Below are 25,379 nucleotides of genomic sequence, written 5' to 3' on the forward strand. Positions count from 1 at the left end.
GAAAACCCGTGGCCGGAAGTCCGTCTGACCCAACGCACCGCCTCGACCTCCTGCTGGCCGATCGGCTCCTGCGCGATCCTGGCCGCCCCGCCCTGGTGGAGGGCTCCCGCACCTGGACCGCGGGCGAGGTCCACCAGCGGGCCGGCAGCGTGGCCCGTGCGCTGCGGGCGCACGGAGTGCTGCCCGGCGACCGGGTGGCCGTCCGCATGGAGCGGTCGGCCGAATCCGTCATCGGCCTGCTGGCGGTGGTCCTGGCCGGAGCGGCCCACGTGGCCGTCGACGTCAACGACCCGGTGGAGCGGGTCGTCTTCATGCTGGAGGACTGCCGGCCCCGGGTCCTGCTGACGCGGGCCGACCAGCTCGGTCCGCTGGGCGGTGTGCCGGGCGTCGAGGCGCTCACCTTCGAGGAGGCGGAGCGGGAGGGCGCCTCCCTGCCGGACGCCCCGCGGCCGGCAGGCGCGGATGCGGCGGACGAGCCGGCGATCGCCATCTACACCTCGGGGTCCACCGGACGCCCGAAGGCCTCCCTGGTCAGCCATCGCGCCATCACCGCCCGCCTGGCCTCGCTGCAGGGCAGCCATCCCCTCGGCGAGGACGACCGGATGGTCCACCACACCGCGTACAGCTTCGACATGTTCCTCATCGAGGTGTACTGGCCGCTGCTGAACGGCTGCGCCGTGGTGATCGCCGAACCCGGCCGGCACCGCGACGGCGACTATCTGGGCGAGCTGATCCGGCACCACCGCGTCACCACCTTCTACTGCGTGGTCTCGCTCCTGGAGCTCTTCCTGCTGGCGCAGCCACCGGACCGGCTCTTCCCCGCCCTGCGCCAGGTGCTGACCGGCGGCGAGCCGCTGAGCCCCGCGCTGGTGCGCGCCTTCCACCGGCAGGTCACCGCGACGCTCACCAACCTCTACGGTCCGAGCGAGTGCACCGTCTACTGCACGGCTTGGCGCTGCCCGCCGGACCCCGGCCTGGAGACCGTGCTCATCGGTCGGGCGATCGAGGAGACGCCGCTGTGGATTCTCGACGAGGCCGGAGACCCGGTGCCCCAAGGCGAGCCCGGCGAGCTGTACATCGGCGGCGCCGGTGTGGCCCTCGGGTACCTGAACCGGCCCGAGCTGACACAGGAGCGCTTCCTTCCCGACCGCCTGGGCGGCTCCGGCGGCCGGCTCTACCGTTCGGGGGACCTGGTACGCGAACTCCCCGAGGGCGAACTGGAGTTCCTCGGCCGGCTGGACGACCAGGTGAAGGTCCGGGGGGTCCGGATAGAGCTCGGCGAGATCGAGGCCACCGCGCAGCGGTCCGCGGCGGTCCGGCAGGCCGCGGTGGTCGCCCAGGGGACGGGGAACGCGGCGCAGCTCGTCGCCTTCGTGGTCCCCGCCGACGGCGCCTCCGCGGACCCGGTGGAATTCGCCGCGCGGCTGCGCGCCGAGCTGGGCGCCACGCTGCCCGCGTCCATGGTCCCGGCGGTCTCGCTGGTCGGGGAGCTGCCGCTGACGAAGAACGGCAAGCTGGACCGCCGGGCGCTGTCCGAGCGGGCCGGGTCGGTGCTCCCGGCCACCAGCGCGGGCAGGGAACCGCCGGCCGGCGCACTGGAGACGACAGTCGCGGACATCTGGTCCCGCGTCCTGGAGGTGCCCGCGGTCGGGCGGCCCGACGACTTCTTCGACGTCGGCGGGACCTCGCTCAAGGTGATCCAGGTGGTACGCGGCCTCCAGGAGCGGCTGGGGATCGAGGTGCCCGTGCGGCTGCTCTTCCACCAGCCCACGCTTGCCGGGTTCTCCTCGCTGCTGCGGGAGCACATCCGTTCCGTCTCCGTCGGCCCCGCGGGCCCCGCACCCACCGAGGACTGACCATCCGTGACCGCATCAGCATCCGCATCCGCGTCCGTGGCCCAGCCGTACACGTATCGCAGCACCGCGCTCGAGGAGCCGGACTGGCGCCGCTTCCCCGGGTGGCGCAAGGTGACCGGGGCCGAGTGGGAATCGCCGGCCTGGCAGCGCAGGAACAGCGTCCGGAGCCTGCGGCAACTCCGCTCGGTGCTGGGTGACACGGTGGGGGACGCCTTCTTCACGGACCTGCGGCGCGACCAGTCAGAACGGGCCACGATGTCCCTGCTGGTCACGCCGCAGATGCTCAACACCATGGCCAGGCATGCGCCCGTCCGGGGCCCCGGCAGCCTCACCGAGGCCTTCTACGAGGACGCGGTCCGGCGCTACATGCTCCCCCTGTTCTCGGACCGCCGCGCGGACTGGCCGTCGCATCCGATGGCCCAGCGGGACTCGCTGCACGAGCAGGAGATGTGGGCCGTCGAGGGGCTGACGCACCGCTACCCGACCAAGGTGCTGGCCGAGCTCAACTCCACCTGCCCGCAGTACTGCGGGCACTGCACCCGGATGGACCTGGTGGGGGCATCCACCCGCCAGGTCGACAAGCGCAGGTTCGGGGAGAAGCCCCGCGACCGCATGGAAAGCATCTTCGGCTACCTCCGGCGGCACCCCGAGATCAGGGACGTCGTGGTGTCCGGCGGCGACGTGGCCAACCTGCCCTGGCCGCGGGTGGAGTGGTTCGTCGAGCACCTGCTGGGCATCCCCAGCATCCGCGACATCAGGCTCGCCTCCAAGTCCCTGGTCGGCCTGCCCCAGCACTGGCTCGACAGCGAGGTGCTGACCGGACTGGAGCGGATCGCGAAGATCGCGACCGACCGCGGTGTGCAGATCGCCCTGCACACGCACGCCAACACCGCGGCCTCGATCACCCCCCTGGTGGCCCGCGCCGCACGCGCGGTGCTGGCCACCGGACTCCGCGACGTACGCAACCAGGGCGTCCTGCTGCGCGGCGTCAACGGGACGATGGCGGAGATCCTGGACCTCTGCTTCGCGCTGCTCGACGGGGCCGGCGTCATGCCCTACTACTTCTACCAGTGCGACATGATCCCCTTCAGCGAGCACTGGCGGCTCGCCGTGTGGGAGGCCCAGGACCTGCAGGACCAGATCATGGGCTACCTGCCGGGATTCGCCACGCCGCGGATCGTGTGCGACGTGCCCTACGCCGGTAAGCGCTGGGTGCACCAGGCCGTCGGCTACGACCGCCGCACCGGGGTCTCCCGGTGGGCCAAGAACTACCGCACCCCCATCGAGGAGGCGGAGTCCCCGTCGCCGGAGCCGCACTACCCCTTCTACGACCCCATCCACACCCTGCCGCCGGAAGGGCAGCAGTGGTGGTGCAACCGATCCGCGACTCCCCCCGCATTCCCGAAAGGAGGCGAGTGACCCTCGTGCGAAAAGAACCCCGGATACGTTCCTTCCGTGATCTGAGCGAAGAACCGGAACACATCGGCCTTCCGGTGGTCACGCTCTTCAGCGGCGGGCTGGACAGCTCCTACCTGCTGTACCGCCTGCGCCAGATCGGCTTCTGCGACATCCACGCGGTCAGCGTGGACCTCGGGGACGAGGAGACCTCCGAGGAGAAGCAGCGGACAGCCGCCCACCTCGGGGTGCGGCTGCACATCCTGGACGGCAGGAAGCAGTTCGCGGAGGAGTACGTCAGACCGGCGATCGCCGCCCAGGCGATGTACATCAACACCCACCCGATCAGCTCCTCGCTCAGCAGGCCGCTGATAGCGAGCATGGCCATGGAGGTCGCCGCCGCCATCGGCGCCCGCACTCTCCTGCACACCGCCAACCGGTCGCAGAACACCCTGCGCAGGCTCAACGGGGCACTGCAACTCCTCGGTTTCCCGGGGAACTTCGGCAGCCCCTACGATCTCGAACCGGTGGACCGCGAGGTGAAGATCGAGGAGCTCAGAGCGATCGGCCTGCACCGCTTCTCGCAGCGGACCGTGAGCGTCGACTCCAACTTGTGGTGCCGGGAGTTCGAGTCCGGCGACCTGGACGATCCGGAGAACCACCCGGTCCCCGAGCACCTGTACCGCTGGACGTCGGTCGGCAGCGCCGCGCCGCCCGAGACCGTCCGCATCGCTTTCGAAGCCGGGGCTCCGACCGGTGTCAACGGACGCGACCTGCCGATCGCCGATCTGGTCACCGAACTCAATCTCCTCGCGGGAGCGCACGGCATCGGCCGCTTCAGCGGCCTCGAGCACCTCGCCCAGGGCGTGAAGGTGCTGGAGATACGCGAGATGCCGGCTGCCGCCCTGCTCCTGCGGACAGCGCGCCACCTGGAGACCGCCGTCCTGGAGGCCGAGACCATCCGCGAGAAGATCCACCTCGAACAGATCTGGACCCGCGAGGCGCTGGAGGGGCGGTGGTTCGGTGAACTGCGCCGGGCCAGCCAGAGCTTCGTCGAGAGCTGCACCGCTCGGGTGACCGGTTCGGTCACCTGGAAACTGGCCGCCGGTACGGCGGAGACCACCGCGATCCGCGCCGACGAGCCACGCTACATCAGGAGCCGGGAGGAGTGGGAGCGCCGCTCGATAGCGCAGGAGTCACCCGCTCCCCGGTCGTACATCGCCTACTGAACGGCCTCCAGCTCCGAGGTGGACGGCCACCTGCGTGGATGCCGCCGTCCGCACGGCCGCCACGGGCGCGAGGGTGGTCAGGGGGGCGGTAGTCGCGGGCTGCCCGGCGGAGGGCGGCGGCCGTGTACCGGGCCGTGGTCACGTTGACGACGGCGTCCTGGCAGTCGGTGAGGGCACGGGTGAGGGCGGCCTGTTCGGTGCTGTCGACGTCCAAGCGCCGGCGCCGAAGTCATCCGGCCGGGTGGTGTGCGACAGCTCCGCCACGGGCTCCAGGTCCCAGCGCCCTGTGGTCCGCACGTAGTGGAGGATCACCGAGGCCAGCGCCAGGACGAGAAGCGGTCCGAAAACCCACGGATGCCTGGCCATCTCCACCGGCAGGTAGCGGTAGGACACCAGCAGCGCGACGAAGACCGTCGCACCGCCGGCGATCAGCCGCGACGCCGACCAGTCCCAACCGCGGTCGAGCGCGCGCATCGCCGCCTCGACGGTGAGTGCGAACACCACGCCGGCGACGAGGTCCACGCCGTAGTGGTAACCGAATCCCAGCGTGGCCCCGAGCGTGGCAACCAGCCAGAACGCGCCGGCGGCCCGCAGGATCCGCGGACCCTTGCGCGAGTGGATGAAGATCGTGGTCGCCCATGCCGTGTGCAGGCTGGGCATGCAGTTGCGCGGGGTGATCCCGTCGAACGCTATCCGGTGCGGGGGCCTGATCGGTGTCGGCGTGTCCGGCCACAGGTTGGCCACCGCCCAGTGGCCGCCGTCGGCGCCGAAGGCGAAAACCGGGCCGACCACCGGGAAGATCATGTACACGGCTGGCCCGAGCAGGCCGATGACCAGGAACGTACGCACCAGATGGTGACCCGGGAAGCGGCGCTCCACCCCCACATTGCGCAACTGGTACAGCGCGACGATGGCCGCTGCCAGGGGGAGCTGGCCGTAGACGCCGTGCAGGAGGTGGGCACCCACCGGACCGGTGGCCTCGACGACCCGGCCCACCAGCCACGACGGATTGCCCAGCGCGTGATCGGCGGTCGCCACGTACTGGTCGAACACCATCGGACGGGTCTTCGACGTGATGAGCAGCCAGGTGTCGCCGGTCTTGTGGCCGGTCACCAGCAGCAGGCCGAGACCGACACCCTTCAGCAACAGGGCGCGTTCCTGGCCGGTGCGGCGTGTGACGGCGATGACCGCACAGCCCAGGATCACCCACAGGGCGCCGTTGCCGAAGTGCATCCCGCCGCCTAGCGCCCACCGCACCAGGCAGAAGACGATGTCGATGCCGATCGCCGCGCCAACCGCGATGAACCGCTGCGGCCAGGTGAGCACCACCGTCATCAGCGCCAGTCCGGCGTACAGCAGGGGCCCCGAGGTGGGGGCGAACACCACCTCGCGTGCCTGGTTGGTGACCGGTCCGGGCAGACCGTAGTGGCGCGCGGCGACCTCCAGCGAGACGAGGAATCCGAGGATCGCCACGCCTGCCGTGCCCCATAGCACCGCTCGTGGCCGGTGCCACGCGGTGGACATTGTTCTGCTGTCTGTTCGCGAAAACGCCCGCGATGTCTTAGGTATCAATTTTGGTTTATTTGTCGGATATCGGCCGCACGGAGCGCTCTTCGTGCCGGATGGCACACTTTCCCCGGCGAAGGCTGGCCGAAGAGGGCGATCCCCGTGAGTTCGAACATGTTACCGGGAGCCGAACGAGAGCCGAACAGGGGTCGGACACCCGGCCGGCGGGCGCCCTGGCGGGGCTCAAAAACAGGAAGTGCGCTACGAGCCAGCCGACTAGGCCGTGCGGATACCGGGCCGAGTCGACCCGGGACCGGCAGCGGCGCGCCCTCGCGGCGGGACAGCGGAAGGCCACCGCCCCGGAGGGGCGGTGGCCGTCAGCGTTGTGGTGGGGGTCAGGCGCGTCGGCCGGTGACGACGCGGTAGACCGCCAGCAGGATCATGGAGCCGACGATTGCGGCGATCCACGTCGACAGGTGGAAGAAGCCGTTGATCGAGTGCACGTGGAAGATGACCTTGCCGAGCCATCCGCCGAGCACGCCGCCAGCGATGCCGATCAGCATGGTGATGAAGATGCCGCCCGGGTCCCTGCCGGGCATGAGCGCCTTGGCGATGGCTCCGGCAAGCAGCCCGATGATGATCCAAGCGACGAAACCCATGGCTCGACTCCTCCTGTACCTGTCATTCCTAACGGTCACACAGCGTCTTGGCCGATTCGATTGGTTCAAACCTCCGCGGCGTTCGTGGCATCGCCTGCCGCGTGCCGGCGAGCGCTCCGCCCTGTGCCGAAGTCGTCCCCCGTCAACGCGCCGGACCGGCACCGGTGGTCGAGTCCACCGCGTAGAGGTTTCCATCCTGGCTGCCCACGATGACCAGGCCCGAGGTCACTACCGGAGACGAGGCGTAGATGTCTCCACCGGTTGTGAACGCCCACTTTCGGCGGCCAGTTGCCGAGTCCAGTGCGTAAAGGCGGTGATCATTGCTGCCGACATACACGACGCCGTTCACGACCACAGGCGAGGAGTAGACGCCGCCCTTGCCCGTCTGGAATGTCCATCTCGGTTTCCCGGTTGCCGCGTCCAGAGCGTACAGCTTGCTGTCGCCCGCGCCGATGTACAGGGTGCCGTCATATTCCGCCGCGTTGGCATCGATCGGCCCAGGCGTGTCGTATGACCACTTCAACCTGCCCGTAGCCAGGTCAAACGCGAAGACAGAACGGGCCTTCCCCCATGAAGGTGGGCACGCGGTTATTGATCACGCGGCGAGTGTGAGTTTAGCGGTGTGGTGTCGGTGTTCGTATTCGTTGGGGCTGAGGTAGCCGTTGGCGGAGTGCCGGCGGCGGGTGTTGTAGCGGGTCAGCCAGGCGAAGACAGTCCGACGGCAGGTGCCGGCGTCGCCGAAGTCGTGGGCGCCCTGGAGGGTCTCGCGTTTCAGAGAAGCGTGGAAACTTTCGCAGGCCGCGTTGTCGGCGCTGGTGCCGATCGCGCCCATCGACCGGGTGACCCCGAGCTGGTCGCAGAGGTCGGTGTAGGCCCGGGAGCCGTATTGGGCCCCGTGGTCGGAGTGGAACACCGCGCCGTCCAGACTCCCGCGAGTCGCGGCGGCCATCCGCAACGCGTCGGAGACCAGACTGGTGCGCATGTGGTCGGCGATGGACCAGCCCATGACCTTGCGGCTGAAGCAGTCCAGCACCGTCGCGAGATAGAGGAACTCCCCGCCCGCGAGCGGGAGATACGTGATGTCGCCCATGAGTTTGAGCCCCGGCTCGGTGGCGGTGAAGTCCCGCTGGAACAGGTCCGGGACCGGTGAGGCGGCCGGGTCCGGGACGGTGGTGCGCACGCGTCTGCGCAGGCGGATGCCGGTGATGGAGAACGTCCGCATGATCCGGGCGACCCGCTTCTCGTTGACCCGCTGCCCTTTCTCGCGGAGCTCGGCCGCCACTCGCGGGGAGCCGTAAGCGCCGCCGGACTCGCCGTGGATCTGACGGATCTCCTCGGCCAGGACCCGGTCCTGCCGCTGCCGGCCAGCCCGGACCTCGGCGCCGGCGAGCCACTTGTAGTAGCTGGACCGGTTCACGTCCAGGACCTGGCAGAGCCGCTTCACCTCGTAGGTGTCCCGGTGGTCGTCAACGAACTGGAAGCGGCTCCTCACCAGTTCGTCTCTCCGGCGAAATACTTGGCCGCCTTGCGGAGGATGTCCCGCTCGGTGGCGAGCTTGCGCTCACTTGCCTCGAGTTCGGCCACCCTCGCCTCCAGCTGCCGCACACGCTCGACCGGATCAGCGGACGCAACGGCCTCCCGAGGCCGGGCGCCCGGCGTCGCAGCCGCGGCTGTGACGCCACGGCGTTCGCGGTCCCGCAGCACCCACTCACGCAGGGTCGCCCGGTTGACGCCCAGGTCAGCAGCGATGCTCTTGTAGATCGCCCCGGGTGTGGACTCGTACAGGGCCACGGCATCGGCCTTGAACTCGTCCGAGTAGTCCTTCATCGCCATCGGCGGTCTTCTCGCTTCCTCCGGATCAAGCAGATCCAGTATCAGCGTGTCCACCACTCAGGGGGAGGCCCCAACCATGGTACGAAGCACAGTAGACCGCGCCCTTGGCCACGAGTGGCCGCGTGATGATCTGGTTTTCACTGCTGGGAGCGGCATCCCTTGCAGTGGCCAGCACCGATTGCTGCTTTCCCGTGGCAGCGGACACGATGTAGATCTTCCCCGCGCTGTCCGGAATATAGACTTCGCCGTCAGCCACCGTGACAGGAGCAGATACGTCGACGCCCGTGAAGGTCCATTTACTCCGACCCGTGGCCTCGTCGAAGGAGTAGAGCTGCCCTGCGCCGCTACCGACGTACACGGACCCCGCTGCCGCGACGGCTCCCGTCAGCGGGGTGAGACCCGTGGAGCCCACAGGCTTTGTCCAGCGCTGAGTACCGGTAGCCGCGTCGAGCGCGATCAGCTTGTCACGGCCCCGCAAATACAGCACCCCGTCGTCGAACGCCGGCGGCAAGGCAGAATAAGGGTCCAGGTCGGTGACATCCTTCATCCACTTCTCGGCGCCGCTATGAGCATCAAGCGCATACACGCGAGCGTCGACGTAGTCGGCCGCATAGATCATCGAACCTGAAAGCGTGGCATAGGCGATTGGCAGATCGACCAGATCCGAGGGAGTGGACGCGTTCAGTATCAACTTCCACGGCCTGCCCTGAGCGCTGTCCCCCGTAGCCGCCGTCTGAACGGCCTTGTTTCCCTGACGCGCGACTGTGGGCGCGTTCGCATCGGAGGTTCCGCCGCTGCTGCGGGTCGTGGTGGCGGCGATGGTGGTGGCGATCCCGATGGTGACGGCTGCGGCCGCGGCTATGCCGGCCTTACTGGTCAGGAACGCGGTGATCGTGGCGAGGATCCCGCCGGTGTGAATCTTCGTCTCGCGGATGTCGCGGCCGGCCACACGGGATCTCTCCATCCCGCCTTGAACGGACACGGCGTTGCCGCTGCCGGTGTGCTGGGTCACCGCGGGCACGGCCGGAGGTGGGACAGCCGCCGGGTCAGTCGGTTCCTCGCTCCGTGATCCCAGCGTGGGCAGATCTGGCAGTAGTCCCGATACCGCGGTGGCGAACCGCTGGAGGCCCTCCTCCAGGTGGGTCTCGGGAACACGGAGGAACTGCAGCTGTGCGAGTTCCGCGATGTCGTCCGGGAGCGCCACAGGCGCGGGCAGCATCGCGGCATCGCCCAGAAGGACCGGGATGACGCGGTTGCCCGCGGCGAGTGCGGTGGCGATCTCGACGCGCACCCAGTCGTCGTGGCGGTCCAGGAGCCGGCGGCCGCCGGCGTCGCGAGCGTCGGTCCAGGCCGTCCCGATAAGCACCAGCATGAGCTTGCACTCCGCAGCCTGCCGGCGCAGTATCGCGGCGAAGTCCCCGCCGGCTGGGATGGATTCGCCAGACTTGAATATCTCATTGGCGCCGAAGGCCTCCGCAAGCGCCTGATAGACGCGGTCGCGCATCCAGCGGTTGTCGATCTTGCGGAAGCTGACGAAAATGCTTGGCATGTGCCCCCCTGGCGCTTCGCCCCCGGGACCTTCCGATCCCGATCACACGGTAGTGGCGTGACGCCCACTCGGTGACAGATCCCCGCTATTCACTGCGCACTGAATAGCGGCCGAGTATCTCCGATCGCCACCTTGAGGTCCGCCCCGCTCCCTAGGCCGGCATGTATGGAACTCTCGTTCGCGTCAGCCCGGGAAACGACACAAACCCCTCTTCAGGCAGCGGAGTTCGGTGTCGAACTGGCCCGACTTCGTATGCGCGGGGTCTTGCCGGTGCGCGGACTCGCCGAGCGCACCGCCATCTCCGAGGGACACCTCCGCAATTGTGCAAAGCGGTCGGCGCAACCCCACCGCGGCAATGGCGGCGGCGTGCGACGCGGCGCTAGGCGTCAGCGGTGGGCGCGAATCCCTCGCCGACAAGGCCCGGGAGCACGCTGGTACCGACATCGACGCCGTCGCCCTGATCGCGGGCTGCACGCGGATCTTCGGCCAGTTCCGGGATCCCGGCCGGACCACGGGCCCGCGCACGGTCGTCGCGCCCTGTGTTCCATGGCCGGTGTATTGTCCGAAACGGCCCCGCGCGCCGATCACGGTCGGCGGCGGGAGGTATGGCTGCTCGCCGCAGGACACGCGGAACACCTGGGCTGGATGGCCGAGGAGATGGAAACGCCCGCCAGAGCACTGCGCTGGACCGACCTTGCCGTCCGCGGGCCGACCCTCGGCGGCGACGACACGATGGCTGCCTACGCACTGGTCCGCCGGGCCTCCATCGCCCAGCACCGCGGGGGCTGCTCGGCTGTCCTCGCCTACGGACCCGCCGCGGCGAACACGAGCGGCCCGGCGGGCGTCAGTTCTTCGCCAGGTGGCCGTGGGCGTCGAGGGTGTGGGACTGCCAGTAGGTGTCCCATTTGTCGTCGACGTGAGCCGGGACCTGGCCCTTGGGGTATCGGACGTAACCGGCCGGCGGCTGCTGGCCGCTGGTCACGCAGGAGCCACCGAGCGAGGAGCCGACGGCCGCGACCGGGTATTCGTTCGACATGCACATGTGGTCGCGGGTGTCGGTGCTGCACGCCGTGCTCAGCGCTATCAGGGAGGCGGCCGTCAGGGACAGGCCGACGAGGGACCACCGGCCGTCGCGGACTCCCCTTCCGGTCGCGGGGGGTGTGCCGGGGAGGGCCTGACGTCGACCGCTGATCTTCATGGCTGCTGCCTCTCTGTGTTGGTTCCTGCTGGTGAGATCAGTCTGGCCAGAAGCCGAACAGCCCTCATCGGGGCTTGTACTTATCCGGGCGTGAGTACCGGGGGCCTGCGGCTGGTCCCGCTGAGTACGAGCGGGCCCCGCCCGATCCCTGATGCGCTCGATGCGGCGCGCGGTGGCGGGTCTGGTGCAGGGCTGATTGATCACGGCTCGAATGCGCACCCTAGGACTCGCTCGCTCCCGAGCCGGACCAGACGGCGAGGCCGCCTCCAGGCAGTGATACGAAGCGCCCTCCTGCTGAACCCGTGACCTGCCGCGCTTCGAAGGACGGATCGGACGAGCAGGTCGGGTGGTGGCCGGTGTCGAAAACGAGACGCAGGGTGCCTGACTTGAACGCGACCGCCGACAGGACCTTCGCTCCTCACGGTGTAGTGCGCGATTGAGTTCGGGGCCTGGTGACCTGGGAGGTCGGCTGGTGGGTGATTACCGCAGGGCTGCGCGGTCGGAGACCAGTCCGGCGATCGCCTGGTGGGTCTCGTCGTAGTACTCGCGGCGCCCGATGTAGCGTTGGAGGGGTCGCCACTGCTTGTGCTCGGCGTTGGCGTGCTCGACACAGATTCGCTCGGATGACTGCTTCTTCCGCGCCTTCTCCCATGCGGCAACCTCTTCAGGCGGGGCGTCCTTCTTCGGCTAGAGCGGTGGGGCTTCGACTTGATCGGGGAACTGCTTGGCCAGTCCCCGGTAGCCCGCGTCGATCTCGGCCTTCACCTGCGGGTACTGCTCGAACAGGCTGCAGACACCCTCGGCCTTGAGCGCAGTTTGATCATGAATACGGCCAGGCCGGAAGGCGCCGGTCCACAGGGTGCAGCCCATGTCATCGCTGATCACGGTGGCCTTCTTGGTGTTCTGCTTCATCTTGCCGGAGACGAATGCTCGGCGGCCGGGCTTGTTCGCCGGGGGCCGACGCACCCTCACCTCGGTTCCGTCGATGCGCAGTTCCACGCCCTGGGAGGCTGCGTAGGCGAAGACATCGGACAGGGGGTGCGCAGGCGCAGGTCTGGCCGGCCAGGGACGGCGAAGCCGCGGGCGGCGAGCAGGGGGCGGACCTCGTGAACGGCGCGGGTGATCGTGGAGCTGTCCACGGCTCGGCCAGCTCGGCGATCAGCTTGCCCAGGCGGCTGCGCGGGATCCCGGTGCAGATACGATGGCTCAAGGCCGTACGGGTCCATCCTGACGTCACAATCATGATCGTCCCGCACGGCCGTTTGCATGTTCAGGCTGGGGTACCAGCGATCACGTATCACGTCGTGATCGCTCAGCCGGGTGACTGCGGCGGCGGCTGCGTGAGTGAGCGAGTGGGGAGAGCGTGCCTCAGTTCACAGACGTCAGGCGAGTTGGCCGCGAGAATGCGGGCATGGAGATCACAACCGCCGCGGCGACCGATGCTGATGCCGTCGCCGAGCTGCACACGGCCAGCTGGCGAGGGGCCTACGCGACCCTGTTCCCTGCGCAGTACCTGGACGGCCCGCTGCTCGCCGAACGCCAACAGGTGTGGCGGGCGCGGCTGGCCGATCCTGTCCCGGGCGCGGCGCTGTTCCTGGCCGTGGAAACCAGTGTGCTGCTCGGCTTCGTCTACCTCGAACCGCAGCCGGACGGCCGGATCCTGCTCGACAACCTGCATGCCCGTCCTGGCGACACCGGGCGCGGGCTGGGCAGTCGGCTTCTCGATCATGCCCTGGCCTGGTCCACCACCGCGCACCCCGGCCAAGACGTCTACCTGGAGGTCCTGCAGGGCAACACCCGCGCGGTCGCGTTCTACGAACGCCACGGAGGCCGCCGTACCGCGTCCCGCACCTGCCGCTTCGACCAGGGATTCGAGCTTCCCGAGTTCGAATACACCTGGCCCGCCACCGTCCCAGCGTCGGCGCGGTCGCCAGCACATCGCTGAGCGTGACCCCGCCGCACGCCGCCGCCGGTGAACCTCCCAAACCCACCGCCGGGGTACACGCTCTCTGGCGTCCGAGCTAAAAGTACTGGCCAGCGTCAATCGCGCACCACGTCGTAAGAGTGCGAGGGCTGCTGCGCCCTCCTGCGATTCCGGGTTCAGGAGCAGGGACGGGCTGTCGTCGGCTGCCCGGTGCGAGAGGTTGACGGGACTCGGTGTTCGCGCTGTGGGCCCCGCCGCGCGGGCGGCGTTCATCGACCGGGCGCTGTACGTCCCGCAGGTCTGGATCGACGATCCGGAACGGTGCGCCGCCGACGTCCTGGCAGGACCGCTCGGCCGGTGACGGCGAGAAGGGGCCCAGGACCTATCAGCCCAGGATCTGTCAGTGGGCGTATCTGCACTTGGACGAGCGGACGCCGCACGGCGGGGCGCGCTACCTGTTCGTCCGGCGCAACGCCGACACCGGCGAGCTGGCCTTCTACCGGTGCTGGGCTCGGGCCCCGACATCCCTCGCCGTACTGATCGAGGTCGCCGGGCAGGAGGTGGAGCATCGGGGACTCGTTCCATCGGGACAGGGTCCGACAGGGCTCGATGGACACCGGGTCCGCCGCTACCCGTCGTGGGCGCGGTGGACCGTGCTGGTCATGCGCGCCCACGCCGTGCACGCCATTACCGCGGTCGAGCAGACCGACCTGTCCGACGTAGGTCCGAGCGTTATCGCCCCACCACGAACACCGGCTCGACGTTCAGCTCGCTGATCCGCCAACCGTCGGGCGTCCGGACGGCCTTGTTGCGGGCCAGCCCGTAGCGCCGGGAGGCCGGCACGAGACTGCCGGCGTGGCCGGACAGGGCGGTGATGTACGCGCGGATCGTCGCGGTGTCGCCATCGACCTCGATCAGCACGCTGCTGAACCGGTGGAGCAGGCGGGCGTAGTCCTTGTTGCCGGCCTCGATCTGTGCGATCAGGACGTCGCGGCCGGACCCGGTGCCGTTGCGGGTCGTGCCAGTGGCGTCCTGCGCCAGAACGTTTTTCAGGTCGTCGAAGCGGTGCTCGTCCAAGGCCCGGCCCAAATGCAGCAGCAGGTCGTGCAGCTCGGCGCGGTCGGCCAGGGTGCGCAGGTCGTAGTTCATGCGGTGTCCTTTCGGGACCGGTGGATGAAAGGAACCATGCGGGCGCAGCGGGGGGCGCGCATCACTCCCGCCTCGTTCTTGCGCGAAGTCGCAACGGTGTCCGCCCCGCGTTGGCGGCGCTCGGTTTCTGGGGCAGGATGCGGATTCACGGGTGGGACGTCAGGGGGTGGCCGGCGGTGTCTGAGGTGGCGTGGCTGAAGTCGCTGCGGGCCGGGCGCGGTGTGTGCCCGCTGTTCGGGGCCGATGCCGTGGTGGCCCGGTTCGCCGAGATCGTCTCCGTCAAACGCAGCGAGCGGCTGGTCATGGTTCCCGAGTCGTCCCAGCGCCCGGTGCTGGGGACACTCCCGACGCCGCCGGATGTACGTACGCGCTGGCTGGGATCGACCCCGCCGGGCCATGACGTGCGCCTGATCGCTGCCGGCTCCGAGCATCGGATCCTGTCGGCCCTGCCGGCCAAGATGGTCATCATCGACCGGGCGATCGTCATGACGCCCATCGACCCGGAGGATCCGCTGAAGGGGGTCTGGCAGATCACCGCCAAGCCGCTGGTGCGCGCCCTGGTCGAGATGTACCAGCGACTGTGGGGGCGGGCGGCTGAGCCGGTGCGATGGCCGGCGGGGCTGTCGGCCAGGGAGCGCGCTGTGGTGACACTGCTCGCCGAGGGCTGCACCGACCAGACGGTGGCCGAGCGGCTGGGCCTGAGCCGGCGCACCATCACCTACACGGTCGCGGACCTGATGGAGAAGTACGGGGCGCGCAGCCGGTTTCATCTGGCGCTGCGGCTGGCCGGTGGCGACGCCTCCGACCCTCCGCGGATGAGGCCGGTGAGCGGGGCAACTCCGAGTGACCCTGTGGACGACTTCGGCTAAGAGCCCGCGCGGATAGGCGGCGTGGAAAGCCTCGGTATCAGGGTGGGCACAGGCCCGAGTGAATATTGAGTTGCGACGCTCTGTGACCGTGGGAGAGACCTGTGCGCATCCTTCGTTTCAGGTCGCCTGCGTGGCCAGCCTGCGCAGGGCCCGCACGGCAGGTGATCCGGGGTCGGCCGTCATCAGGACAACCTCCTGGTCATCCTCGGGCACGAGCAGGACGTCGCAGTTCAACCGCAGCGCACCGGCCTCCGGATGGTCCAGGGTCTTGGTGCGATGCCCGGGAGTGTGGACCGGACGCGCCTCCCATATCTGCCGGAACTCCTCACTGCCGGCGTGCAGTTCGGCCAGCAGCGCGGCCAGCCGCGGGTCATGCGGGTAGCGGTCCGCGGCCCGGCGCAGCCGCGCCACCACGATGTGCCCGGATTCCTCGGCGCTGGAGCTCTCGTACGTCCGCCCCTGGCCAAGGAAGCGGCGTCGGGCCAGGTTCGTCGTCCCGCCTCCGAGGTCGGCGCCGAGCAGTGCCCGGGCCAGGGGGTTCCAGGCGACAACGTCGTACGCCGCGTCAGTGACGATGGCACCGGTCTCCGGCAGCCGCTCCAGCATCCGGGCCACGTGCGGGCGCACCCGCCGCACGGCGCTGATGCCAGGCGGCGCGCTTGAACCCGCCAGGCGGAACAGATGGCTGCGCTCGGCCGGCGTGAGCCGCAGCGCGCGGGCCAGCGCGTCCAGGATCCGGGCCGATGGCCGCGGCCCCCGGGCCTGCTCCAGCCGCGTGTAGTAGTCGACCGACATGTGGGCGAGATCCGCCACCTCTTCGCGGCGCAGACCCGGTGTGCGGCGGTCGGTGCCCGTCGCCGCCAGGCCGATCTCGTGCGGATGCAGGGCCGCCCGGCGGTCCCGTAGGTAGTGGGCCAGCTCCTGCCGCGCCATGTCGCCTTCTCCTCACTGCCTGGTACAGGCTGTCCCTGGCAGGGCACCCACGACCATGGAAGTGTGGTTGCCATGGACGAACGCACAGCTCTGGTCACCGGTGCCAACAAGGGCATCGGCAAGCATATCGCCCGGCTGCTCGCCGCCGAGGGCCTCACCGTGTACGTGGGCTCCCGTGACCCCGGGCGCGGGCAGCGGGCCGTCGAGGAGATCGGAGCCGGGGCCCGTCTGCTGGTCCTCGACGTGACAGATCCCGACGGCATCGCACAGGCCGCGGTTCAGATGGACCGCTTGGACGTGCTGGTCAACAACGCCGGCATCTCGCCGTCACTCGCCCCGCCGACCGACACCGGCGTCGAGGAGTACCGGCGCACATACGAGACCAATGTGTTCGGGGTAGTGGCGGTGACCAACGCCTTCCTGCCCGCCCTGCGCCGGTCCCCGCGCCCGCGCATAGTCAACATTTCCAGTGGCACGGCGTCGCTGGCCTGGAGCACCACCCCCAACCCCCAGTTCACTCCGGGAAGCGGCGGCGGCGGCGCCTACCGGTCGTCCAAGGCCGCCCTCAATGCCCTCACCGTCCTCTACGCCCAGACGCTGGCCGAGGACGGCTTCAAGGTCAACGCGCTCGCCCCCGGCCTGCGGGCCACCGATCTCAACCCCCGGGCCGCCGCTGCCGGCGGCGACCCGGCCGAGGCCGCGCAGGGTGCCCTCCGCCTGGCCCTGCTGCCGGACGACGGCCCCACCGGTGGCTTCTTCTCCTGGGACGGAACGCCCGTGCCCTGGTGATCAGTCATGGGCGGCGTCGATCACGGGTGTCCCAGCGGTGTGTGGTCCATGCCTGCCGGATCAGACTGCGCACGGTGATGATCGTGTCGGCGAGGTCGAAGAAGGCGTCGATGACGGTGGTGCGCCGCTCGTAGCAGCAGGCGAGCCGGTAGAAGGCGTTCTGCCAGGCATGGGTGCGTTCGATATGCCAACGCTGACTGGCCCTTGGCGTTTAACCTCGCCGAGTCACCTGACCTGCTGATCTTGGTCTCTTCGTGAGACAGCGGGACGGCCGTTCTTCACGCTTCGAGGTGTCAAGCAACGTCGCGTGAAGGAACGGCCGCTGGTGAAGAGTCTGACCTCTGCAGGTCCCGCTGATGCTGCGCTGGACGTGCTGTCCCACTTTCGTGTCCAGTTCTACGACTGCCTCTACACCCGGGCGGATGCGCTATTCGAGCTCACCGACGCGGTCCTCTGCGCGGACGGCCCGGTGAAGTCCCTGGCCGAGTTGACCCTCACGGCCGAGCACCGGCGCGGGCACGGAGCGATGTACGACGCGGTCAACCACGGCTGGCTGGAACCACGTCGCCTGCGCAGACTGCTGGCATCCACGCCGCTGCCGCGTGCAGCCGACGGGCGGATCGTGCTGGCGGTCGACGTGAGCAACTGGCTGCGGCCCGACGCCCCGACCAGCTCGGACCTGCTCTTCTGCCATGTCTACGGGCGGGGCCGCAGTGCCGACCAGTTCATCCCCGGCTGGCCCTACTCCTTTGTCGCCGCCCTGGAAACCGGGCGCACATCGTGGACCGCCATGCTGGACGCGATCCGGCTGGGCCCGGCCGACGACGCCACCGCGGTGACCGCCGCCCAGCTCCGCGACGTCTTCACCCGCCTCCTGCGAGCCGGCCAGTGGAAGGTCGGTGACCCGGACATCCGGGTCGTCATGGACGCCGGCTACGACGTCACCCGCCTCGCCTACGTCCTGGCCGATCTGCCCGTCGAGCTGGTCGGACGCCTGCGCTCGGACCGGGTGATGCTCCGCGACGCCGGCCCCCGCCGCTCCACCCCGGGTGGCGGGCAGCCCCGCAAGCACGGCGGTGTCCTCACCTTCTCCAAGCCCGACTCCTGGCACACCCCCGACCAGACCACCGCCCGGGACACCACCCGCTACGGGACAGCCGAAGCCCTCGCCTGGGACCGGATGCACCCCCGCATTCAGGCACGCGGCCCCTGGCTCGACCACTGCGGCGAACTCCCACTGATCCACGGCACGTTGATCCGCCTGAAGGTCGAGCACCTGCCCGGCGACCGCGACCCGAAACCGGTCTGGTTGTGGTCCTCGCGCACCTCGATGACCGGCACGGACGTCGACCTGCGCCGGCAGGCATTCCTGCGGCGCTTCGACCTGGAGCACACCTTCCGGCTGTTCAAGCAGACCCTCGGCTGGACCGTCCCCAAGATCCGCGACCCGGCGACCGCGGACTTGTGGACCTGGCTGATCATTGCCGCCCACACCCAACTCCGCCTCGCCCGGCCCCTCGCCGAAGACCTCCGCCGCCCCTGGGAACGACCGGCCCAGCCCCGCCGACTCACCCCCGCACGCGTCCGCCGAGGGTTCCGCCACCTCCGCGCGAAGACCACCCGCCCCGCAGCCGTGCCCCAACCCACCCGACCAGGCCCCGGACGCCCACCCGGTTCACAAAACCGCAGGCCAGCACCACACTACGAGCCCGGGAAAACCATCAAACGCGTCGCAACCCTCACCGAACACGTCCGCCTGAAACAGCAACAGGGATAAACGCCAAGCTCAGACGACGCAAGTATGTTGTGATCAGCAGCGTTGCTCGACGTTCCGGCCTCGTGATCATCTCTCATGGTGTCTCACATGGCGATGCGTCCGCAGATCCGTGGTTACAACGAGATGCTGTCCCAGTCGCGGGGGGGACCCAGTTCCGCCGCGGGCGGCCTGAACAGAGAGTGGGTTCGTTTCCCGGAGGTAAGCCTGATGCCGTCTTCGCTCCACGCTCTGACGAACAGCAACCCGGCGCAATACGTGAGGCCAAACGCCACGAGCAAAGCGAGGACGCCGAAACCTTCCAGAAAAGACGACTCCTGGCCGGGTTCGGTGCGGTCCGAGAGCAGCACACACCCGAAGAAGACGCTCCCGGCACAGGCAAGGACGGCGACGGCGTACAAATATGACCAGGCACGCAGCTTACGCGCCTGCCTGACGCTGTATATGGTGCAGCCGACGAGTTCCTTGCACGAGTCGCACCGGACTGACGTACTGGAACGGCCCGTCATGGGGCGTGGGGCAGTGATGTGACAGGTCCCACGTTCCCGACGACACGACAGCTCGCGGCGCGGGGAGCGCAAGTCGTACGGGCCGGCTTCCGTTGCTGACACCGCATCGCCTCCGCGGACCGTAGCGGATAAGCATCCAATGTCCTGGAATGGTACCGCGCTCCCTGCGCGGGTACCAGCACGGCGCCTGCAGTCCGGCCACGATGTGCCCAGCACACGTGCGTCATTCACCAGCATGCGGGATGACCTCACACACGGGGGCCAACCGCGCAGTCCGGGAAAGCTTCCGTGGTCGTCACCGAGGTCCTGGCCGAGGGCGAATCGCCCACTCCCGACGAATGCCGTCCCCCGTGCGATCAGGTCACAGATCATCCCACGCGTCAGTCAACGTGAACGTGCTGGTCGCAGGCACCACACCGCCGGAGCCGAACGCAACGAAACGTCACCCAGCCAGGCGGCGCGGTCTCTGCTCGGACAAGTGAGCTGAGCCCTGGCTCAAAACTCTCTTCCGCTGCGACTCCCCATTGACCACCTTCGTATAAGGGCAGACGGGACAAAGGGGGTACGACATGGCGAACAGGCGCGAGCGCCCTTCGGCTGCACCAAGGTCGTCTGAGCTTGGCGTTTATCCCTGTTGCTGTTTCAGGCGGACGTGTTCGGTGAGGGTTGCGACGCGTTTGATGGTTTTCCCGGGCTCGTAGTGTGGTGCTGGCCTGCGGTTTTGTGAACCGGGTGGGCGTCCGGGGCCTGGTCGGGTGGGTTGGGGCACGGCTGCGGGGCGGGTGGTCTTCGCGCGGAGGTGGCGGAACCCTCGGCGGACGCGTGCGGGGGTGAGTCGGCGGGGCTGGGCCGGTCGTTCCCAGGGGCGGCGGAGGTCTTCGGCGAGGGGCCGGGCGAGGCGGAGTTGGGTGTGGGCGGCAATGATCAGCCAGGTCCACAAGTCCGCGGTCGCCGGGTCGCGGATCTTGGGGACGGTCCAGCCGAGGGTCTGCTTGAACAGCCGGAAGGTGTGCTCCAGGTCGAAGCGCCGCAGGAATGCCTGCCGGCGCAGGTCGACGTCCGTGCCGGTCATCGAGGTGCGCGAGGACCACAACCAGACCGGTTTCGGGTCGCGGTCGCCGGGCAGGTGCTCGACCTTCAGGCGGATCAACGTGCCGTGGATCAGTGGGAGTTCGCCGCAGTGGTCGAGCCAGGGGCCGCGTGCCTGAATGCGGGGGTGCATCCGGTCCCAGGCGAGGGCTTCGGCTGTCCCGTAGCGGGTGGTGTCCCGGGCGGTGGTCTGGTCGGGGGTGTGCCAGGAGTCGGGCTTGGAGAAGGTGAGGACACCGCCGTGCTTGCGGGGCTGCCCGCCACCCGGGGTGGAGCGGCGGGGGCCGGCGTCGCGGAGCATCACCCGGTCCGAGCGCAGGCGTCCGACCAGCTCGACGGGCAGATCGGCCAGGACGTAGGCGAGGCGGGTGACGTCGTAGCCGGCGTCCATGACGACCCGGATGTCCGGGTCACCGACCTTCCACTGGCCGGCTCGCAGGAGGCGGGTGAAGACGTCGCGGAGCTGGGCGGCGGTCACCGCGGTGGCGTCGTCGGCCGGGCCCAGCCGGATCGCGTCCAGCATGGCGGTCCACGATGTGCGCCCGGTTTCCAGGGCGGCGACAAAGGAGTAGGGCCAGCCGGGGATGAACTGGTCGGCACTGCGGCCCCGCCCGTAGACATGGCAGAAGAGCAGGTCCGAGCTGGTCGGGGCGTCGGGCCGCAGCCAGTTGCTCACGTCGACCGCCAGCACGATCCGCCCGTCGGCTGCACGCGGCAGCGGCGTGGATGCCAGCAGTCTGCGCAGGCGACGTGGTTCCAGCCAGCCGTGGTTGACCGCGTCGTACATCGCTCCGTGCCCGCGCCGGTGCTCGGCCGTGAGGGTCAACTCGGCCAGGGACTTCACCGGGCCGTCCGCGCAGAGGACCGCGTCGGTGAGCTCGAATAGCGCATCCGCCCGGGTGTAGAGGCAGTCGTAGAACTGGACACGAAAGTGGGACAGCACGTCCAGCGCAGCATCAGCGGGACCTGCAGAGGTCAGACTCTTCACCAGCGGCCGTTCCTTCACGCGACGTTGCTTGACACCTCGAAGCGTGAAGAACGGCCGTCCCGCTGTCTCACGAAGAGACCAAGATCAGCAGGTCAGGTGACTCGGCGAGGTTAAACGCCAAGCTGGCCTGGATGGGCGCCTTCTCCCCCTTGTGCGCGATGCGCCCGTGCGGGCCACGTTCGCTGAGCAGCGCGCGGGTCTTGTCCGAGTCGTAGCCGGCGTCCAGGTGCACGGTGATGTCGGCGGAATGTGCGGGGCAGCCCGACGGCGGACGATCCGATGCCTCCGGCGATTCCGCCCACGGCGGAGGCCGGCGCGGTGGAGCTGAGGAAGATCGCGGATGCGGTGGCGACGTGTGTGGGAACGCCTGGATGTGGGGTCACGTCCGGCGTCCGCTCCCGTCGCTGAGCCCCTGGTTCGCACCCCGCGGGGTCTGTTCCAGCGGGTGCGGGCGGTCGACCGCATGCATACGCCCGATCGGCGACGCGCCCAGCCCCGCCGCGGGGTGCCAAGTCAACTCGGCACTTCCTCCGGTCGCCGGTCGTCGTCGGCTGTGGCGGGGATGGCGCTGTCGATGAGGACGGCGGCGATGGCGGCGGCGGTGGGGAAGGCGTCGGCGTCGAGGACCCGGGTGCGTGCCGCGGCACCGTCGATGAGCAGCGCGAGCTGCTCGCCGAGCTGTTCAGGGTCGGCGGCGCCGGCTTCGCGGGCGGTGTCGGCGAGCCGCGCGGCGACGGCCTTCTTGTACTCGCGCGCGTACTGGGATGCGGGGTGCTGGGGGTCGTGGAGTTCGACGGCGGCGGCGATGTAGGGGCACAGGGGCGTGGTGGGGGGGATGTCGAAGGCGGCGAGGAGCCGTTCGCGGGGTGTGAGGTCGGTGCGGTCGAACACGCCGGACAGAACGGAGGGGTCGAACCGGCGCAGGTACTCGGCGACGAGTTCGTCCTTGCCGGTGAAGTGCTGGTAGGCCGTGCGCTTGGACACCTCGGCCGCCGCGCAAAGCTGGTCCATGCCGGTGCGGTTGATGCCCTGCTCTCGGAACAGCTGCTGGGACGCGCCCAGGATGCGCTCGCGGGCGCCCCGGCCGCGGCGGCGGCCCGTGGGGCCCTTCTCCAACTCCGTCATGGGCCCATGGTACCCCAGTCGGGTAACGACCGGTGTACATAGTTTGCGCCCCGGCCCGCCGCCCCGTACCGTAAGCACACAGGGCGGTGTACATAACCCCATCGTCCCAGCTACGCACGGCACCACCGACTCAAGGGAGCGATCATGGGGAAGCTTGACGGCAAGGTCGCGGTCATCACCGGCGGCAGCACCGGAATGGCGCTGGCCGGCGCGAAGCTCTTCGTCGACGAGGGAGCGCACGTCTTCATCACCGGCCGCCGCCAGGATGCCCTGGACGAGGCAGTGAAGCGGATCGGCCGCAATGTCACCGGCGTCCAGGGCGACGCCGCCGACCTGGACGACCTGGACCGCCTGTACGACACGGTCGAGCGGGAGAAGGGCAGCCTCGACGTGCTGTGGGCCAGCGCCGGCGGGGGCGAGCCCGCCCCGCTCGGCGAGATCACCGAGGCCCAGTTCGACACCTGGTTCGGGCTCAACGCCCGCGGCACCCTGTTCACCGTCCAGAAGGCCCTTCCGCTCCTCAACGACGGCGGCTCCATCCTCATGACCGGCTCCAACGCCTCCCTCGGCGCCTTCCCCGGCTGGAGCGTCTACGCCGGCAGCAAGGCCGTCCAGCAGGCATGGGCCCGCATCTGGCTCAACGAACTCAAGGACCGCCGCATCCGCGTCAACGTCCTGACCCCCGGCCAGGTCGCCACCGCCAAGCAGGAGGAACTCTTCGACGAGGCCACCAAGCGCCACTTCGAGTCCCTCATCCCCCGCGGCCAGATGGGCCGCCCCGACGAGATCGCCACCGCCGCCCTCTTCCTCGCCTCCGACGACTCCAGCTACGTCAACGGCATGGAACTCGTCGCCGACGGCGGCACCACCGCCATCTGAGCCGAACAACACACAACCAGGGCAGGACACCTCATGAGCACCATCAGCATCATCGGCACCGGGAACATGGCCCGCACCATCGGCGCGCGGGCGATAGCGGGCGGCAACACCGTCGAGGTCATGGGCCGCGATCAGTCCAAGGCCGCCGGCCTGGCCAAGGCTCTCGGCGGCGGCACCACGACAGGAGAATGGGGCGCCGCCCCGGCCGGGAACATCGTCATCATGGCCCTGCTGCACGACGGCGTCGTGCCGGCCGTCGCCCGGTACGGAGACGCTCTCGCGGGCAAAGTCATCGTCGACATCAGCAATCCCTTCAATCCCACGCTCGACGGGCTGGCCCATCGCGAGGAGACCTCGATCGCGCAGGAAGTCGCCAAGGCAGCCCCGGCCGGCGCCGGCGTGGTGAAGGCGTTCAACACCGTCTTCCGCCATGTCCTGGAGAAGGGCCGACCCGACGTCTTCATCGCCGGCGACAGCGCGCAGGCCAAGGCAAGCGTGGAGGCGTTCGTCGAGACCCTCGGACTGCGCCCGCTGGACGTCGGCAGCCTGAAAATGGCGCACTGGCTGGAAGGAGCGGGCGTGGTCACGGTAGGCCTCGCCAACCACGGGGTGGGGAACGCGGACTTCGCCCTCAGCATCACCGAACTTCCCGCCTGAGCACACGGTTGACGGATCACCGAAGGCGCTCGGCAAGGTCACCGGGATCGCGTGGCCGGCGTCCGGACGACGCCGGTGCGGTCGTCGAGCCGCCGGCGCAGCAGACGGTTCTCCGCGTCCGGGAGAGCGCGCCGAGGATTGCCTGCATGGCCGGGACGGTGACCGGCCAAGGGGGAAGTCCCCGATCGCGCGAATCGGGGACTTCGTCAAGCCCGGTCAGAAGGGATCCGGGCGGGATCCTCTTGCGTGCGGCCCCGGGCGCCGGGCGCCGCTTTTACGCGGCCGGGGTGAGTTCGGCGCGGCCGAACAGCAGCGCGTAGCCCGTGGGGAGCTGGTGGAGGATGCGGGTGACAAGGTCGGGGCCGGCGTGGGCGGCGACGGCCGCGAAGACGGAGCCGGTGTCCCAGCGGGTGGTGGCCAGGGAGGCGTCGGAGCGGGCGGCGAGGTCCTTGACGAAGGCCCATCCGGTCAGCGGCCTGGTGTCAGGGATCTGTGCGGTCAGGATACGTGCGGCCTCCCGGGGCAGACGGGCGGCCAGGTCGACGCGTTCGTTTCCGATCAGCTGGCGTCCCAGTCCCGCCAGGACCAGGCGGACGGCGTCGTCGGCTCGCTCGCGGGTGGGGTAGGCGCCTTCGTAGCGGACCTTCTCCAGCATCTGCTCGTACGCCGTTCCCGTACGGCTGCTGGTATTCAAGCGGTTCGCACACGTCGGTGATCACTGCGGTGGATGCCTTTCGTGGAGCCAGGGCGAAGTGGTGCCGGTGCGCGGCACCGATGGTCAAGTGGGCCGGGGGCGGCCGAAGAGGAGGTCGCAGCCGGCGGGAACCGGAGCAGGATCAGGGCGATGCCCTCCGGCAGGCGTGCCGCGAGCTGGGGACGGATTTCGGGGGTGCGGAGGGCGGGTCGGGGGAGGGATCAGTTGCCCGTCCTCCGCACCTGTCGGGCCCGTGTCAGCCGGAGATCTCCTTGTGGCCGGATCCGACGCCGATGGAGATCTTGCGGGGCTTGGCGCGCTCGGCAATCGGGATGCGCAGGGTGAGCACACCTGCGTCGTAGTCGGCCTTGATGTGTTCGGTGTCGAGGGTGTCGGCGAGCGCGATCTGGCGGGAGAAGGCGCCCAGCGGCCGCTCGGACAGTTCCATCTGCACGTCGTCGGCCTTCGCCACCGGCCGGCGCTCGGCCTTGACGGTGAGCATGTTCCGCTCGACGTCGATGTCGATTGCGTCGGCGGTGACGCCGGGGAGGTCGAAGGCCACCACATACTCGTCGCCCTCGCGGTAGGCGTCCATCGGCATCGCCGACGGCCTCGACCAGGTGCCCGGGCCCATCAGCTGTTGGGCCAGCCGGTCCAGCTCACGGAAGGGGTCAGTGCGCATCAACATCGTGAAAACACCTCCAGCAGGTTCAGGCAGTTGCTGCCGATACGCCTCACTGACACTGTTGTAACATGTCATCCAATGGATGACAAA

The 25,379-nt window shown here is 69.3% G+C and carries 22 protein-coding genes and 2 pseudogenes; 9 read left to right on the top strand and 15 right to left on the bottom strand.

Annotated features, from left to right (window positions below):
* Positions 1-8: 8 nt before the first annotated feature.
* The 3 genes from OG900_01265 to OG900_01275 are packed head-to-tail and all read left to right on the top strand — an operon-like array spanning position 9 to position 4,480.
* Positions 9-1,856, top strand: a complete 1,848-nt coding sequence (locus OG900_01265; GenBank protein WUH88890.1) for a non-ribosomal peptide synthetase — start codon at positions 9-11, stop codon at positions 1,854-1,856.
* A 6-nt stretch (positions 1,857-1,862) separates the two neighbouring features.
* Positions 1,863-3,275 (top strand): lysine 2,3-aminomutase, encoded by a 1,413-nt coding sequence (locus OG900_01270; GenBank protein WUH88891.1) that lies wholly within the window; start codon positions 1,863-1,865, stop codon positions 3,273-3,275.
* Between the two features lie 5 nt (positions 3,276-3,280).
* Positions 3,281-4,480 (top strand): argininosuccinate synthase-related protein, encoded by a 1,200-nt coding sequence (locus tag OG900_01275; protein ID WUH88892.1) that lies wholly within the window; start codon positions 3,281-3,283, stop codon positions 4,478-4,480.
* Between the two features lie 138 nt (positions 4,481-4,618).
* Here OG900_01275 and OG900_01280 read toward each other — a convergent pair whose 3' ends face one another.
* The 7 genes from OG900_01280 to OG900_01310 all read right to left on the bottom strand — a co-directional run bounded on the left by OG900_01280 (position 4,619) and on the right by OG900_01310 (position 12,224).
* A complete protein-coding gene (locus OG900_01280; GenBank protein WUH88893.1) occupies positions 4,619-6,004 on the bottom strand; it encodes a phosphatase PAP2 family protein in 1,386 nt (461 codons plus the stop codon).
* Between the two features lie 377 nt (positions 6,005-6,381).
* Positions 6,382-6,645: a GlsB/YeaQ/YmgE family stress response membrane protein gene (locus tag OG900_01285; protein WUH88894.1), complete on the bottom strand. Its 264-nt coding sequence runs from the start codon at positions 6,643-6,645 to the stop codon at positions 6,382-6,384.
* Positions 6,646-6,787: 142 nt separating this feature from the next.
* On the bottom strand, positions 6,788-7,237 hold the full coding sequence (locus OG900_01290) for a PQQ-like beta-propeller repeat protein (GenBank protein WUH95578.1): 450 nt from the start codon (positions 7,235-7,237) through the stop codon (positions 6,788-6,790).
* 3 nt (positions 7,238-7,240) lie between these two features.
* Positions 7,241-8,478 (bottom strand): IS3 family transposase gene (locus tag OG900_01295; GenBank protein WUH88895.1). Its coding sequence is split into 2 segments (ribosomal slippage): positions 7,241-8,152 and positions 8,155-8,478, totalling 1,236 coding nucleotides; the frame shifts between segments, so codons are not numbered across the junction.
* Positions 8,479-8,503: 25 nt separating this feature from the next.
* Positions 8,504-10,027, bottom strand: coding sequence for a PQQ-binding-like beta-propeller repeat protein (locus OG900_01300; GenBank protein ID WUH88896.1), 1,524 nt, complete (start codon positions 10,025-10,027; stop codon positions 8,504-8,506).
* Positions 10,028-10,871: 844 nt separating this feature from the next.
* Positions 10,872-11,225, bottom strand: a complete 354-nt coding sequence (locus tag OG900_01305; GenBank protein WUH88897.1) for a hypothetical protein — start codon at positions 11,223-11,225, stop codon at positions 10,872-10,874.
* Between the two features lie 687 nt (positions 11,226-11,912).
* On the bottom strand, positions 11,913-12,224 hold the full coding sequence (locus OG900_01310) for a transposase family protein (GenBank protein ID WUH88898.1): 312 nt from the start codon (positions 12,222-12,224) through the stop codon (positions 11,913-11,915).
* Positions 12,225-12,636: 412 nt separating this feature from the next.
* Here OG900_01310 and OG900_01315 point away from each other — a divergent pair, with 412 nt between their 5' ends.
* A complete protein-coding gene (locus OG900_01315; GenBank protein ID WUH88899.1) occupies positions 12,637-13,170 on the top strand; it encodes a GNAT family N-acetyltransferase in 534 nt (177 codons plus the stop codon).
* A 711-nt stretch (positions 13,171-13,881) separates the two neighbouring features.
* On the opposite strand, the gene OG900_01320 is transcribed toward OG900_01315, so the two are convergent.
* Positions 13,882-14,298: a nuclear transport factor 2 family protein gene (locus OG900_01320; protein WUH88900.1), complete on the bottom strand. Its 417-nt coding sequence runs from the start codon at positions 14,296-14,298 to the stop codon at positions 13,882-13,884.
* A 176-nt stretch (positions 14,299-14,474) separates the two neighbouring features.
* Here OG900_01320 and OG900_01325 point away from each other — a divergent pair, with 176 nt between their 5' ends.
* Positions 14,475-15,167, top strand: coding sequence for a helix-turn-helix transcriptional regulator (locus tag OG900_01325; GenBank protein ID WUH88901.1), 693 nt, complete (start codon positions 14,475-14,477; stop codon positions 15,165-15,167).
* Between the two features lie 117 nt (positions 15,168-15,284).
* On the opposite strand, the gene OG900_01330 is transcribed toward OG900_01325, so the two are convergent.
* On the bottom strand, positions 15,285-16,100 hold the full coding sequence (locus tag OG900_01330; GenBank protein WUH88902.1) for a helix-turn-helix transcriptional regulator: 816 nt from the start codon (positions 16,098-16,100) through the stop codon (positions 15,285-15,287).
* A 72-nt stretch (positions 16,101-16,172) separates the two neighbouring features.
* Here OG900_01330 and OG900_01335 point away from each other — a divergent pair, with 72 nt between their 5' ends.
* Positions 16,173-16,889, top strand: a complete 717-nt coding sequence (locus tag OG900_01335) for an SDR family oxidoreductase (protein ID WUH88903.1) — start codon at positions 16,173-16,175, stop codon at positions 16,887-16,889.
* A 4-nt stretch (positions 16,890-16,893) separates the two neighbouring features.
* On the opposite strand, the pseudogene OG900_01340 reads toward OG900_01335, so the two are convergent.
* Positions 16,894-17,094, bottom strand: a pseudogene (locus tag OG900_01340) (IS5/IS1182 family transposase).
* Between the two features lie 120 nt (positions 17,095-17,214).
* On the opposite strand from OG900_01340, the gene OG900_01345 reads away from it, so the two are divergent.
* Positions 17,215-18,666, top strand: a complete 1,452-nt coding sequence (locus tag OG900_01345) for a transposase (GenBank protein WUH88904.1) — start codon at positions 17,215-17,217, stop codon at positions 18,664-18,666.
* 1,131 nt (positions 18,667-19,797) lie between these two features.
* On the opposite strand, the gene OG900_01350 is transcribed toward OG900_01345, so the two are convergent.
* The 3 genes and pseudogenes from OG900_01350 to OG900_01360 form a co-directional block, all read right to left on the bottom strand.
* Positions 19,798-21,249: a transposase gene (locus OG900_01350; protein ID WUH88905.1), complete on the bottom strand. Its 1,452-nt coding sequence runs from the start codon at positions 21,247-21,249 to the stop codon at positions 19,798-19,800.
* Positions 21,250-21,373: 124 nt separating this feature from the next.
* Positions 21,374-21,487, bottom strand: a pseudogene (locus OG900_01355) (IS5/IS1182 family transposase).
* A 275-nt stretch (positions 21,488-21,762) separates the two neighbouring features.
* Complete coding sequence (locus OG900_01360; GenBank protein WUH88906.1) at positions 21,763-22,374, bottom strand: TetR/AcrR family transcriptional regulator; 612 nt, start codon at positions 22,372-22,374, stop codon at positions 21,763-21,765.
* A 144-nt stretch (positions 22,375-22,518) separates the two neighbouring features.
* On the opposite strand from OG900_01360, the gene OG900_01365 reads away from it, so the two are divergent.
* Positions 22,519-23,253, top strand: coding sequence for an SDR family oxidoreductase (locus OG900_01365; GenBank protein WUH88907.1), 735 nt, complete (start codon positions 22,519-22,521; stop codon positions 23,251-23,253).
* A gap of 33 nt (positions 23,254-23,286) precedes the next feature.
* Positions 23,287-23,910 carry an NAD(P)-binding domain-containing protein gene (locus OG900_01370; protein ID WUH88908.1) on the top strand — a complete coding sequence of 208 codons (624 nt, stop codon included), beginning with the start codon at positions 23,287-23,289 and terminating at the stop codon, positions 23,908-23,910.
* Positions 23,911-24,184: 274 nt separating this feature from the next.
* On the opposite strand, the gene OG900_01375 is transcribed toward OG900_01370, so the two are convergent.
* Positions 24,185-24,565 (bottom strand): DUF2267 domain-containing protein, encoded by a 381-nt coding sequence (locus tag OG900_01375; protein ID WUH95579.1) that lies wholly within the window; start codon positions 24,563-24,565, stop codon positions 24,185-24,187.
* Between the two features lie 295 nt (positions 24,566-24,860).
* Positions 24,861-25,292: an Hsp20/alpha crystallin family protein gene (locus OG900_01380; GenBank protein WUH88909.1), complete on the bottom strand. Its 432-nt coding sequence runs from the start codon at positions 25,290-25,292 to the stop codon at positions 24,861-24,863.
* Positions 25,293-25,379: the final 87 nt, after the last annotated feature.

Origin of the sequence: Streptomyces sp. NBC_00433, assembly GCA_036015235.1 — a bacterium.
Classification (GTDB): Bacteria; Actinomycetota; Actinomycetes; order Streptomycetales; family Streptomycetaceae; genus Actinacidiphila.